Annotated in this window: 9 protein-coding genes and 1 tRNA gene; 5 read left to right on the forward strand and 5 right to left on the reverse strand. The window is 64.6% G+C overall.

What is annotated here, in order from left to right:
• Positions 1–11: 11 nt before the first annotated feature.
• Positions 12–254, reverse strand: a complete 243-nt coding sequence (locus FUT88_RS03635) for a hypothetical protein (RefSeq protein WP_147213855.1) — start codon at positions 252–254, stop codon at positions 12–14.
• 60 nt (positions 255–314) lie between these two features.
• Positions 315–1,691, reverse strand: a complete 1,377-nt coding sequence (locus FUT88_RS03640; protein ID WP_147213856.1) for an FAD-binding oxidoreductase — start codon at positions 1,689–1,691, stop codon at positions 315–317.
• 252 nt (positions 1,692–1,943) lie between these two features.
• On the opposite strand from FUT88_RS03640, the gene FUT88_RS03645 reads away from it, so the two are divergent.
• Both FUT88_RS03645 and FUT88_RS27065 read left to right on the forward strand, forming a co-directional pair.
• Complete coding sequence (locus tag FUT88_RS03645; protein ID WP_147213857.1) at positions 1,944–2,201, forward strand: DUF4242 domain-containing protein; 258 nt, start codon at positions 1,944–1,946, stop codon at positions 2,199–2,201.
• A 75-nt stretch (positions 2,202–2,276) separates the two neighbouring features.
• Positions 2,277–5,279 (forward strand): ATP-binding protein, encoded by a 3,003-nt coding sequence (locus FUT88_RS27065; RefSeq protein WP_186829230.1) that lies wholly within the window; start codon positions 2,277–2,279, stop codon positions 5,277–5,279.
• Positions 5,280–5,303: 24 nt separating this feature from the next.
• Here the strand turns inward: FUT88_RS27065 and FUT88_RS03655 are convergent, their stop codons facing one another.
• Positions 5,304–7,601 (reverse strand): xanthine dehydrogenase family protein molybdopterin-binding subunit, encoded by a 2,298-nt coding sequence (locus FUT88_RS03655; protein ID WP_147213859.1) that lies wholly within the window; start codon positions 7,599–7,601, stop codon positions 5,304–5,306.
• The gene (locus FUT88_RS03660) at positions 7,598–8,065 is read right to left on the reverse strand and encodes a (2Fe-2S)-binding protein (RefSeq protein WP_147213860.1); all 468 of its coding nucleotides are present in this window, start codon (positions 8,063–8,065) and stop codon (positions 7,598–7,600) included. The genes FUT88_RS03655 and FUT88_RS03660 overlap by 4 nt, the downstream gene beginning before the upstream one ends.
• Positions 8,066–8,245: 180 nt before the next feature.
• Here FUT88_RS03660 and FUT88_RS03665 point away from each other — a divergent pair.
• Positions 8,246–8,336 (forward strand) — tRNA-Ser (locus tag FUT88_RS03665).
• Positions 8,337–8,480: 144 nt separating this feature from the next.
• Here the strand turns inward: FUT88_RS03665 and FUT88_RS03670 are convergent.
• Complete coding sequence (locus FUT88_RS03670) at positions 8,481–8,762, reverse strand: hypothetical protein (protein ID WP_147213861.1); 282 nt, start codon at positions 8,760–8,762, stop codon at positions 8,481–8,483.
• Positions 8,763–9,293: 531 nt separating this feature from the next.
• Between FUT88_RS03670 and FUT88_RS03675 the strand changes: the two genes are divergently transcribed.
• Complete coding sequence (locus FUT88_RS03675; protein WP_147213862.1) at positions 9,294–11,309, forward strand: CocE/NonD family hydrolase; 2,016 nt, start codon at positions 9,294–9,296, stop codon at positions 11,307–11,309.
• A gap of 525 nt (positions 11,310–11,834) precedes the next feature.
• Positions 11,835–13,397, forward strand: a complete 1,563-nt coding sequence (locus FUT88_RS03680) for a methyl-accepting chemotaxis protein (protein ID WP_147213881.1) — start codon at positions 11,835–11,837, stop codon at positions 13,395–13,397.
• The last annotated feature ends 201 nt before the right edge of the window (positions 13,398–13,598 follow it).

The following is a 13,598-nucleotide window of genomic DNA, read 5'->3' on the forward strand; positions in this document are numbered from 1 at the left end:
TTGTAGATAGCCTAGCGTGCACCGTCCGTCGTGGGTACACGCGTGCCTTCGGTATAGGAATCGAATTTCCCAGCCCTCGCGCCGTCTGCATAGACGTCGAACCTCGTGGCCAATCCGCCATCGGTGTAAGGATTGCGCGCCTCCATGCCGGCGCTGCCATCCGTGTACACATCTCGTGTGGCGCTCGCATGCGTCAGGGTTGCTCCTGACGCGGCAACGATTGCCGTGACGACGATCCACAGTCTCCTGTCCATTTCACACCTCCTTTTCTGCAGGATGAGGTTCCTGCAACCAACTGATCAACATGCGCATGCTCACGACGCGGGTCTCACGTTCTGGTTGACGCGGAACAGGTTGCCCGGATCGTATCTGGCCTTGATCGCTGCCAACCTGGCGTAGTTATCGCGGTAGGTGGCCTGCACCCGCTCCTGCCCCTCGTCCATCATGAAATTCACATAGGCCCCGCCCGCCGAATAGGGATGCAGTGCGTCCCAGTACCCTTTGCACCAATTCGTGATGCGCTCGCGCTGGTCGGGGTCGGGGTCAACGCCCACGATGACGGCCGCCCATTTCGAATCGCGGTAGGCGAACGGCGTTTCCTTGCGCCCCATGCGATGCACGGCAGCGTCGATGGGATACAGGTGCATCGTGGAATGCATGGTCGGCAGTTGCGAACCATGTTGCACATGCAGTGCGATGGCCTCTTCCGGGAGGTCGTTGACGAAGTCGGCGCGCCAATACCACTGCAGGCCAGGCGGATATAGCGCGTCAAAGGCGGTCTGCAACATCGGATAAGGCATGGTCCCGATACCGTACAGCGCAGGCTGTTGCGCTCGAACTGGCGCGAATGCCGCTTCCGCCGTTGCGGGGTCGCCCGTGTAGCACCACACAACGCCGCACATCTTCTGCAGATGCAACGCGGGCGGGAACGGTGGTGCTGGCGGCACTGTGAGAAAAGCGAAGAAGCCGTTGAGTTCGGGCGGCGCCTTCGGCAGGAAGTCGCGGTACCAGCGCAGAACGTCGGCGGCTTGATCGAGCGGCCAAAGCGTGGGGCCCGCGACCACGTTGCTCACCGCATGCAGGCGGAACTCGAATGAGGTGACGACACCGAAGTTGCCACCGCCACCGCGCACGGCCCAAAACAGATCCTCGTTGGCATGCGCATTGGCGGTAACGAAGCTGCCGTCGGCAAGCACGATATCGACCGACAGCAGATTGTCGATCGTCAGGCCAAAGCGCCGTGCCAGATGACCAATCCCTCCGCCCAGGGTCAGCCCGCCAACCCCGGTGGTGCTGATAATGCCGGCCGGCGTTGCGAGGCCGAATGCGTGCGTCGCATGATCGACGTCTCCCCACGTGCAACCGCCTTCGGCACGCACCGTGTGGGCAACAGGATCGACACGAATGCCGCGCAAACGGGCCAGATCGATCACCAAACCGTCGTCACACACCCCCAGACCGCCGCCATTGTGAGCGCCACCACGCACGGCCAGCAGCAAGCCGTTATTGCGCGCGAAGTTGACTGACGCAATCACGTCGGCCACGTCCGAGCACTGCGCGATGAGGCGCGGCCGCTTGTCGATCATCGCGTTGTAGACGCGGCGTGCCGCGTCGTAGTGCGGAGCGCCCGGTTCGACGAGCGCACCCCGCAACTGCGCACGGAACGTCTGGACCGTGGTGTCTTCGAGCATGGTGATCTCCTGGGCAAGCATGGCCGAACCGATCTGGCTGTATCTGCAGAGCGGAAAAAATCGGGCGCCGGAAAGCGTGATGGAAGTCTAGAAGCGGGACATCGTCCGTTCCATCCGCTGCCTTGATCATTTTTGTATGCCGCTCGGCCCGCCCCGGGATAGTCAATACTGACTATTTGTTTTGCTCCCTCTTCGGCCTTCAATAAAACGCAAGGGCGGCGTGGCCCGTCGACGCATCAGGAGGGAAGACAAATGCCGCTGTTTCTCATCGAACGCCAGTTTGCGGAAGCATTGGAGATCGGCGCCGCTAGCGTTGCGAACATCCAGCACATCAATGCAGATGTCGGTGTGAACTGGGTCTTCTCTTTTCTCTCGGCGGACCGCAAGAAAACCTATTGCCTATACGAAGCCCCAAGCGCGGATGCCATCCGAGAGGCAGCTCACCTCGCAAGCCTGCCGGCTGACGTCGTGATCGAGGTGAGTCAAGTGCGTCCGGAGAGCTTCGTGTGACGCCCGGCAACCATGCATTGCGCTTGCTGCCACCGATTGTGCCGGCCCGACGCACGGTTTTGCGACGGTTGCGGCATGCCGCTGCAGGCGGAATCCGCCGCGTCAGGTGGCAGCACCTGCAACAGTGACAGCGCGCTCGCGACGGCACGCTTCGTTGGCCGCGAGCGTGAACTCGAGGTACTGCGCCGCCTGCTGACGCGAGCGCAAGACGGCAGGGGCGGCATTGCGGCGTTGGCTGGGGAACCTGGCATCGGCAAGACGCGTACCGCCGAAATCGTTGCCCAACAGGCAGAGCAACACGGCATGCAAACGCTGTGGGGCCGCTGCAATGAGGAGCCCGGCGCACCGCCCTACTGGCCCTGGCAACAACTGGTGCGTAGCTGGATTGCCTCACACGACGAAGACAGCATCCACCACGCATTGGCCTGCGGGGTCGCGCCGCTCGCCGAAATCGTTCCCGACCTTGCAGACCGGTTGCCCGATCCGGTGCGTGATCGCGCAGTTGCCACGCCAAGTACCGAAGTCGCGCAGGCGCGCTTCCGGCTGTTCGACGCCGTCAACACCTTCTGGCAGCGCGCGGCGCAACAACATCCGTTGCTGCTCATCCTCGACAACCTGCACTGGGCCGACGCGTCGTCCCTGCGCCTGCTGGAATTTCTTGCGCCTGACCTGTGCAGCAATCGCATTCTGCTCCTGGTGACGTACCGTGATGTCGAGCTATCGAGACAGCACCCGCTGTCGGCCACACTGGGCGAACTGGCGCGCCAACCATGCTTCGAGCGGTTGCGCCTGAGCGGGCTGACGCACGCGGAAACCGCGCACATGATGGAACTGGCTGCCGATACGACCGTCGCCCCCGCGCTGGTCGATGCGGTCCATGCGCAAACGGAAGGGAACCCCTTGTTCGTGGGCGAAATGACCCGCCTGCTGGTACAGGAAAAATCGTCCGCCAGCCCGGGGGACGTACTACGCATTCCGGAGGGCATCAAGGAAGTGATCGGACGGCGCTTGAATCGCTTGTCCGCCAATGCGAACAAGGTGCTGACCGCCGCGGCGGTTATCGGCCGCGCATTTGAATTCCGTCTGCTGACTGCGCTGGCCGACGAAGTCGACGAAGAGATCTGCGGCGCAGCCCTCGACGAAGCGCTGCAGGCTCGTGTGGTCGAGGCCTTGCGCGACCCGGGCCACTATCACTTTGCCCATGCCTTGTTCCGCGAGACGCTCTACGACGAGATCCCCATCCCTCGGCGCAGCCGCCTCCATCTGAAGCTCGCGCGTGCGATCGAGATGATTCACGGCGACGACCTCGAGCCGCATCTGCCTGCGCTGGCCTATCACCACTGGGCCGCCCTGCCCGGAGGCGACGCCGCACTCGCGGTGGATTACGCGCAACGTGCGGCGCGGCGGGCCGACCGCCTGCTCGCGCACGAAGAATCGGCGCGCTACTGCCACATGGCACTGCAGGCCATGGACGCGGGCAGCGGCCTGGCGCGCGAGACACGCTGCAGCCTGCTCAATGCGCTAGGCACCGCACACAGCCATGCCGGTGATTGGCTCCAGGCCATGCAGACGTTCAAGGAAGCGGCTCGCCTGAGCGCGGAGTACGGCAATGCAAGGGAACTCGCTTACGCCGCACTTGGTTTCGAAACAGCGAGTTGGGCGCCAGGACTGCCCGGGGGCCCCGCGGCCGAACTCCTGCGCGAGGCTCTCGCAGCCCAGGGCAGCGACGAGCCGGTGATGAGCGCCCGCCTGCTGAGCGCCCTGGCGCGCGCCCTCATTTTCAGCGGCGAGGAGGCACAAGCAAGCCGGGTACACGAGCAGGCCATCGCAGTGGCACGCCGCGCGGGAGACCCCGCAACTCTGGCCGACACCCTTGTTGCGACCGTGTCGCTGCGCTGGCAGCAGGAGCACATTGCCCAGCGCATCGCGGCCTCGGATGAAGCCTACAAGCTGGCCCGGCAAGCCGGCGACCGCACGCTCATGTGTGCAACACGTGCGTGGCGCTTCTTCGATGACTTTGAACTCGGCGACATGGCAGCCTGGCGAGCCAACCTAGAGGAATACGAGCGCAGTGGGGAGACGCTGCGCCAACCTTTCATCCATTACACGGCCAGCATGTCGCGCGCCATGCATGCACTGTTCGAAGGGCGCTTTGCCGATGCAGAGCGCCTCATACCCAACGCTTACGAGATCGCGCGGCGCATGCCCGGCATGGATGCCGCCGGGGTCTACGGCGTCCAGATGTTCATGCTGCGCCGCGAACAGGGCCGGTTGCTCGAGGTGGCACCTCTGGTCGAGCAGTTCGTTGAGCACACCAGCGCGATGGCCATCTGGCAGCCGGGCATCGCCTTGATGCGCGCAGAGCTCGGGCAACTGGAGGCGGCGCGCAAGACGTTTGACACGCTCGCCAACGCCGACTTCCTCACGATCGCGCGCGATGGTGTCTGGGTAGCCAATCTCACGTATCTGGCCATCGTGTGTCATGCGCTTGGCGATGCCGCCAGGGCGGCGGCGCTGTATCGACTGCTTGTCCCGTTCAGCGGGCGCAACCTGGTGTTCGGCACCGCAATCGCCTCGTTCGGCGCAGCCGACGCGATCCTGGGCGCATTGGCCACAACGATGGGCAACTGGTCACAAGCGCAGCAACACTTTCAGGCCGCCCTGGCGATGAACGAACGCCAAGGCGCAAGGCCTGCCCTCGCTCGCACGCGGCTAGACTTTGCGCAGATGCTCCTGCGTCGTGGCGAGGCGGGCGATCTCGATCGTGCAGATGCCTTGTTGAGCGCCGCAAAAGACGAGGCGGCAATGCTGGGGATGGTCAGCTTGCTGGCGCGCATCGAGACCGCCAGGGCGTTGGTCAAGGCGGCTACGGTGGAGCACTACCCCGCCGGGTTGAGCCGACGCGAGGCCCAGGTGCTCCGCCTGATCGCGCAAGGCAAGGGTAACCGCCAGATTGCCCGTGAATTGTTCGTCAGCCCCAACACAGTGGCAAACCATGTCAGCAGCATCCTGAGCAAGACGCACAGCGCCAATCGGGCGGAGGCGGCTGCGTTTGCCATCCGCCATGCGCTCCTGTGAGTTCGACGCCGCTGCCGCGGACCTTCAGACGATGGGCAACTGCCGCACCGGCTTTCCCGTCAACTGCGCCACGGCATGGGCCACCGCCGGCGCGATAGGCGGCACGCCCACCTCGCCCATACCGCTGGGCTCCGCGGTGCTCGGCACGATATGCGTTTCGATGACGGGTGTCTCTGCCATCTTGAGCGCCGGGTAGTCGGGAAAGTTCGACTGCACGACCTGGCCGTCCTTGATGTCGATCCGGCCGTACAGTGCCGCCGTCAGGCCAAAGATGACCGCGCTTTCCATCTGCTGCGCAACGATGCCCGGGTTGACCACCGTGCCGCAATCGACCGCGCAGACAACGCGATGCACGCGCGGCCTGCCGTCCTTCATCGAGACCTCCACCACCTGCGCAACCACGGAGCCGAAGCTCGGGTGCAGCGCAATGCCGCGTGCACGCGGTGCGCCGTCAGCGGCTGGCGCCAGCGCCTGCCCCCAACCGGCTGCCTGCGCTGCCGTGTCCAACACCTTCAATTCACGCGGATGGTCTTTCAGCAAGTCACGCCGCATCGCCAGCGGGTCAAGCTTGGCCGCGGCCGCCACCTCGTTGAGAAAGCCCTCCATGAAGAACCCGTTGTACGAATGCCCCACACTGCGCCAGAAGCCCACGGGAACCGGCAGATCGACCGCCAGATGCGCGATGTGCTCGTGCTCGATTTCGTACGGCAGGTCGAACAGGCCTTCGGCGGTGTAGCGATCGATGCCCGCTGATGGCGCACCAAACAGTCGATCCAGCTCGCCCGCGAGAATCGATTGGCCGGCGCTGCGCGACGCAATCGCCGTGACCTTGCCGTTGTCGACACGCGCCTTGAGCCGGGCGATGGCGTGCGGGCGATAGAAGTCGTGGCGGACGTCTTCCTCCCGCGACCAGATCACCTGCACGGGCTTGCCTTCGGTCTTGGTGGCGATGGTCACGGCTTGGCCGATGAAGTCCGATTCCAGCCGCCTTCCGAACCCGCCGCCGATGAGGGGGATGTCAATCTGCACCTTGTCGCCACTCACACCCGCCGCGCGCGCCGCCACCAGCTGCGCCAGCGTAGCGACCTGCGTGGGGGCCCAGAGATGCACGCCGTCTGCCGTGACCTGCGCGGTGCAGTTGATCGGCTCCATCGTCGCGTGCGCGAGATAGGGCGCGCTGTATTCGGCCTCGACGATGGTGGCGCCATCGGCCTTGTCGAAGGCTTTCAGGCCATCGCCCATCGATCGGTACGTGAAGCCGCCCTTGTCGCTGTCGAGTGCGCTGACAAGCTGCTGCCGGATGCCTGCGGAATCGAGCTTGGCATGCGGGCCGTTGTCCCACACGGGTTCCAGCGTTGCCAGCGCTTGACGCGCCTGCCAGTAATGATCTGCCACCACCGCAACGCCCGGCGCGCCACCGGCTGTGCCCTCGAACGGCAGCACGTAACGCACGCCCGGCATGCCAAGCGCGGCCTTCGATTCGAACGTCTTGAGCTTGCCGCCAAACACCGGGCACATCACCACGGCGGCGTACAGCATGCCCCGCAGGCGCGTGTCGATGGAGAAGCGCGCGCTGCCATCCGTCTTCGCAGCCAGGTCGTTGCGCGGCGCCGGCTTGCCGATCAACTGGAATTGCGAGGCCGGCTTGAGCGTCACGCTGGACGGCGCAGAAATACCACGCGCCGACTTGGCCATCTCGCCAAACGTGGACTGCTTGCCGCCGGGGCCGATGAGTTGCCCCTCGCGGATGCTGACTTCGGCAGCCGACACGTTCCATGCGCGCGCTGCCGCTTCCACCAGCGCTGCACGCGCCGTGGCGGCGGCCTCGCGCACGGGCTGCCAGCCGTCGGCGGTGCTGCTGCTGCCACCGGTAATGATGAGACCGATCTCGCGCGCGCTCTTGGCCATGATCCAGTGCAGTGCGCGGGCCCAGGACTTTTCAGCGCTGTCGGGATGCAGCGGCAGCGAGCTGTCGCCCATGGCCACGACGTTGCCGTAGATGCGCTCCACCGGCGCGCTTTCGATGCTCACGCGCGAGAGCGGAATGTCCAGCTCTTCGGCCGCCAGCATCGACAGCGCGGTGTGGATGCCTTGGCCCATCTCCACACGCGGCATGGCCAGCACGACGTTGCCTTCGGGCGTGATCTTGATCCAGCCGTTCAGCGCAATCTCGCCGTTGTGCTCGGGGAAGATGTTCGCGTCGCCCACGCGGCTGCGCGGTGGCATCACGCCCCAACCGACGACCAGTGCGCCGCCAATGCCAAGCGCACCCAGCAGGAAACGGCGGCGTCCGCTGCGCGGTTTCGTTGCCTTCGCGTTCATGCGCGCGCCTCCCGCAACGCCTTGGCAGCGCGCTTGATGGCGGCGCGCATGCGCGGATACGTGCCGCAGCGGCAGATGTTGGTCATGGCCGCGTCGATGTCGGCATCAGTCGGATCGGGGTGTTGGGCGAGCAAGTCGGCTGCGGCCATCAGCATGCCGGATTGGCAGTAGCCGCACTGGGGCACCTGCTCGTCCACCCAGGCCTGCTGCAGCGCGTGGCGTTTGCCCTCGCCGCCGGCCAGGCCCTCGATGGTGGTGATGTGCTTGCCGGCCACAGCCGCCACCGGCAGCACGCACGACCGCACGGCCGCGCCGTCCACGTGTACGGTGCATGCGCCGCACGCCGCAACGCCACAGCCGAACTTCGTGCCGGTCAGGTTCAGGTGATCACGCAGCACCCACAGCAGGGGCGTGGCCGGGTCGCAATCAACGCTGACCGGCTTGTGGTTGACGTCCAGATCCATGGGGCGGTGGTCTCCTTGTCCTTGTGATTTTTTTGCTGGCAAAGCGTACGGTCAAACGGCTGAGGTCAGCAATAGTGGTCGGCCTCGGTTGCTTGCTGCGCCTGCGAACCGACAACCTCGTCCAGACCAAGGCTGCAGGGGTTGGCTAGCTCGCCCGGTGTGCTACAATCGCCGGCTTCCGGAGAGATGGATGAGTGGTTTAAGTCGCACGCCTGGAAAGCGTGTATAGGTTAATAGCCTATCGGGGGTTCGAATCCCCCTCTCTCCGCCAGAACACAAATGCCCGCGCAAGCGGGCATTTTCATTTCTGCGGCACCTTCCATCGCCCAAAAGCAAAAGGCCCAGTCTCCCGACAAGGCCTTTTGCATCCCACCGCCGCCGACACGTCTGCGCGGTCGGCATCCCCTCGCGTAACTCAATGCAGCGTGGCGCGCGTCTCGCTGGTCAGCAGCGTCTGCGTAATCTGATCGCGAATCGACTGCGCTTTCAGCAGCAGCCGCAGGGCGATATCGGCGCCGCGGCTATTGGCCACGTGCTCGATGAAGGCGTTACGTGCGCGTTCATTCAGTGTGGCAACGTGCGCGGCCTCGGACCACACCCGCCAAGCGGCGGGCTGACCGGCAAACTGCTCGCGGCGGCGGAGCAGGTCCGAGTCGATGGCAGCGGCAATTTCGACGTCTTGAATGGTGCGATTCATGATGGCCCCCTTGCTGTCTGTGCTGTTGTTGCGCTCTTCGTGTGGCGCCCTGTGCCGGGCGTGCAGCCTGAATATGCAACGTCCATGCCAACGTCCATGAGCGGCTCAACGGGCGCTTTTTGCATGCATGCGTTGTCGTTTTGATCTGTTTGAAACGCCCTGTTGACGCGGGTTGGCGGACAGCATCCCTACGTTGGTGGGGTGCAAAATCCTCATCCGAGAACGGCTGCATCGTGCCACTCGTTACGCGGAACGTTACGTAACGCGGGTGGGGTTCCAGGCCCCAGCACAGGCGCCACGCCGCCGTACAACGCCACCCGCGTGCGACATGTCGACAGGCATGCTTGGTGCTTTACCCGTGCGCCCAAGCCCGCTGGCGCGCGGTCGGTCGTGTCACCCACCCCTCTTCTGCGCCGGCCTCTTCGCTTGCTTCGCTTCCCCACCCGGAGCGATCGGCCGCGTGCCGCCACCCTCGGCGCGCCGGCCATCCCCCCACACAAACACAACAAGAGCATTCAAGAGGAGACCCCCATGCAGATGGGCAACCCACGTGTGCGGCGCGGCCGCATGCTGATCTCTGCGCTGCTGTGCGCGGCGCTTTCGCTGTCGGGCTGCGGCGGCGGTGACGGTTCCACCGTCGCCAACAGCACACCCGCCGATTCAAACACCACCACGCAACCAATACAGCCCACGCAGCCGGTACAGCCTGCCGCTGCCAACTGGACCACGCTTGGCACGCGCGCCACGCCGGCGCAACCTGGAACGTCCATCACCAGCAACGCCGGCGCGAAGTGGGCCGACTACAACCCGCCCGCGCTCTACGCAGGCGTTGCGAAGCAAGCCATGCAGTACATCACGATGCCCGACGGCACAAAGCTGGCGGCATACGTGACGCTGCCCGCCGACGCATCCGGCAAAGCCGCGACCGGCACTTTCCCGACGGTGCTCGTGCAGACCTCGTACAACGGCGGCAACGCGCAATACGAAGCATCGATTGGCGCAGCGCTGGGCGCGGCGGATCCGTACATCGTCCAGCACGGCTACGCGACGGTGGTGGTGGATGTGCGCGGCACCGGCCAGTCGCAAGGCACATGGGACGCCTTTGGCGCCGATGAGCAAAGCGACTACGGCCACGTGGTCGACTGGGTGACGCAGCAATCGTGGAGCAACGGCGCCATCGGCCTGTACGGCGTGTCGTACCTCGGCATCACGACGGTCATCACCGCGGCGCAGAACCATCCGGCGGTCAAGGCGGCCTTCCCCATCGTGCCGATCGGCGACGGCTACCGCGACATCGTCTTTACGGGCGGGCAGACCAATCTGACCTTCATCCCGGCGTGGTTCGGGCTGGTGTCGGTGCTGAGCCTGACCGATCCCACGCTGGTGACAGACCCGACGATCGGTCTGCCGGCCGTGCTGCAGCATCTCGTGTCTGCGGTTACGACGTTCCAGTTGCCGACCATGTTGCAAGCGCTGCTCGGCACCACAGCCACCGCGTACGACGGCGCATTTTGGGCGACGCGTTCGCCGCTGGAGAACGACGGCAAGATCAAGGTGCCGACCTTCGTGGTGGGCGGCCTGCATGATCTTTTCCAGCGCAGCGAGCCGCTCACATACGAGAGCATCAAGACGCAGGCGCCGGCCAAGTTGCTGATCGGCCCGTGGACGCATCTGCAGGCGGCGTTGGGCAGCGGCTTGCCCGTCGATGGCGTGCCGCCGCTGAACCACATTCAGTTGCAATGGTTCGACCAGTACGTCAAAGGCATGAAGGTGGGTGCCGATGCACTGCCCAACGTCACGCAGTACGTGACCGGCCTCGGCCACTACGCCACCGCCACGGACTGGCCGCATCCGCAGGTGCAGGCGCAGCAGCTCTTCCTGCGCGGCGACAAGAGCCTGTCGGCCACCGCACCGGCCGCCAACGAAGCGTCGAACAAGGTCGCGCAGCAGCCGCTGAACGGGGCGTGCTCGATCAGCCTGTCGCAATGGACGGCCGGTCTGACAGGCTTCATCCAGCTGCCGTGCCAGACGGACGACACCCTTGCCGAAGCCGCCGACGTGAAGTTCGAAACGCCGCCCATGCCGGCCGATGTCTACCTGAACGGGCCGATCGAAGCCGATGTGTGGATCTCGACCACCGCGCTGGACGCCGGCGTCTCGGTACGTATCGACGATGTGGACGCCGCAGGCAACGTCACGCCACTCACGGATGGCCTGCAGACGGCTTCGTTGCGCGCGGTGGACGCCAGCCGCTCGCGCACGATGAACGGCCTGATGATCCAGCCATGGCATCCGTTCACCCCCGCCTCCGCCCAGCAGCTCATGCCCGGCCAAGCCGTGATGGTGCCTGTCGAGGTGTTCCCGACGAGTGCGCTTATCGCCAAGGGCCATAAGCTGCGGGTGGCCGTGGGCGCAAGCAACCTGCCGCAAGGCGTACCGCCGCTGCCCACGCTGCTCAACTCGCTCGTCGGTGTGCTGACGATCTATAGCGATGCGGCCCATCCGTCCAAGGTGGTCCTGCCGGTGGTGCCTGCGGCGGCGCTGTAGCAACACCCCGCTGCTCGCAATCACACGCCCGCTTCAGCGGGCCGTTTTCTTTAGACACCGGGCACCACCTAAATGTGTAGCCGGCGAATGCATACGTAAAACTACGCACTGCAAATACTGTAGTGAAAATATCGATACCTGACTTCAGGGATCCTAAATACGGCACGAAAACGTTGGCGGCGCCTCGTCTGCATAACCCATCACACAATTCGAAATGATGGTCGCCCAAGCGTTGCCAGATAAGGTTCCACGGGTAAGACAGCGCCCCCCAATTTGCATTAAGTGAAAACGCTCAGGGGAAATGTTATTCAGGATTTTCTTTTCAATGCCGATAACCCCGTGAAGGCCCGAAAATCCAACGAAGACAGATCGATCACGCCGTGACATAACCCTGCTCCTTTCTCGGGTGCGCAGCACCTTGCACATCACCAACATGGTCGTCGACCGTCTTCTCAAAGCCGCTCCGGTGCACGACCACAACTCAGTTCATTCAGCAAGCCGGAGGACGCAGTGAACCTCTCCCAGATGACGATCAAAGCCAAGCTCACGACGGGCTTCGGCGTGCTGGCAGCCATTGTTGTCGTGGTTTCAAGCATGTCGTTGCGGGCGTTGTCCGAATCGACCGAAGGATTCTCGAACTACGTGCGCGGCATCAGCGCCCGCGCAGACGTCGCCAACGACGTGCGCACGGCGGTGGATCGGCGCGCCATTGCCGCACGCAACCTCGTGCTCGTGGTCACGCAAAAAGACCTGGATCTCGAGAAGGCCGATGTCTTTCGTGCGCACGACGATGTGAAGAACAAGCTCAAGCAGCTCAACGACATGATTGCGGGCGCCAAGGACGCCAGCGACCGCGCGCGTGCGCTGGTGGGAGACATCAACCGCGTGGAAGCGCAGTACGGCCCCGTGGCGACCGACATCGTTGGCCTCGCACTGGCCGGCAAACGCGACGAGGCCATCCAGAAGATGGACAACGAGTGCCGCCCGCTGCTCGCCGCGCTCATCAAGTCCACCGACGCGTATGCCGCGTATACGCATGAGCGCCAGGAGCAGCTCGTGCAGGCGTACGACACGCAGTACGTCACGCAGCGCAATCTGCTCGCCGGCCTGTCGATCGGCGCGGCGCTGCTGGCGGTGATCGCCGGCATCATCATCACGCGTTCGATCACACAGCCGATCCGCACCGCGGTGGACGTTGCCCGCACGGTTGCACGCGGAGACCTGAGCAGCCGCATCGAGGTGCAAGGCAGAGATGAGGCGAGCCACCTGCTCTCCGCACTGCGGGACATGAACGGCCGCCTGACCGAGATCGTCGACAAGGTCCGCGACAGCAGCACCAGCGTTGCGGGCGCGGCCAAACAGATTGCCGCCGGCAATGCCGACCTGAGCCAGCGCACGGAAGCCCAGGCATCGTCGCTGCAGGAAACGGCCGCCAGCATGGAAGAGCTGACGTCCACCGTGAAGCAGAACGCCGAGAATGCGCAGCACGCCACTGCGCTCGCCTCCACTGCGTCGGACGTGGCGCTCAAGGGCAGCACCGTCGTCAGCCAGGTCGTGTCGACCATGCAGGACATCAGCGACCGTTCGAGCAAGATTGCCGACATCACGGGCATCATCGAAGGCATTGCGTTCCAGACCAACATCCTCGCATTGAACGCCGCCGTGGAAGCCGCACGCGCAGGCGAGCAAGGCCGCGGCTTTGCGGTCGTCGCCAGCGAAGTGCGCAGCCTGGCGCAGCGTTCGTCAACGGCAGCCAAGGAAATCAAGGAACTGATCGCCTCGTCGGTGGAACGCATTCACGACGGCTCCACGCTGGCGGGCGAGGCCGGCGAGACCATGACAGAGGTCACGCAAGCCGTGGCCCGCGTCACGCACATCATGGAGGAGATTGCCGCTGCATCGGTCGAGCAGAAGCGCGGCATCGAACAGGTCAACCAGGCGATCTCGCAAATGGATGAAGTCACGCAGCGCAATGCGGCGCTGGTGGAAGAAGCCGCAGCGGCATCGCAATCGCTGCAGGACCAGGGGCAGGAACTGAACGCTGCGATGTCGTTCTTCCGCGTGGATCCGCACGCCCAACACGCCTGATCGCACTGTCACCGCAGTAGCCGTCATCTCCGAGCTGTCATTGCGCCCGCCGCCGAAAGGCCGCGGGCGTTTTCTCTTGGTGTCCTGTGTCTTTCGTTAGGCCGTCGTTCGTGACTTCCGCTGCATTGGCGGACCTGCACGCGCGACGCAAAGTGAGCTTGCGCCGTTCAGCATCGACAACGGAGCAAGCCGGGGCCGCGC

Source organism: Ralstonia sp. TCR112 (assembly GCF_007997035.1).
GTDB classification, from domain to species: domain Bacteria; phylum Pseudomonadota; class Gammaproteobacteria; order Burkholderiales; family Burkholderiaceae; genus Ralstonia; species Ralstonia edaphi.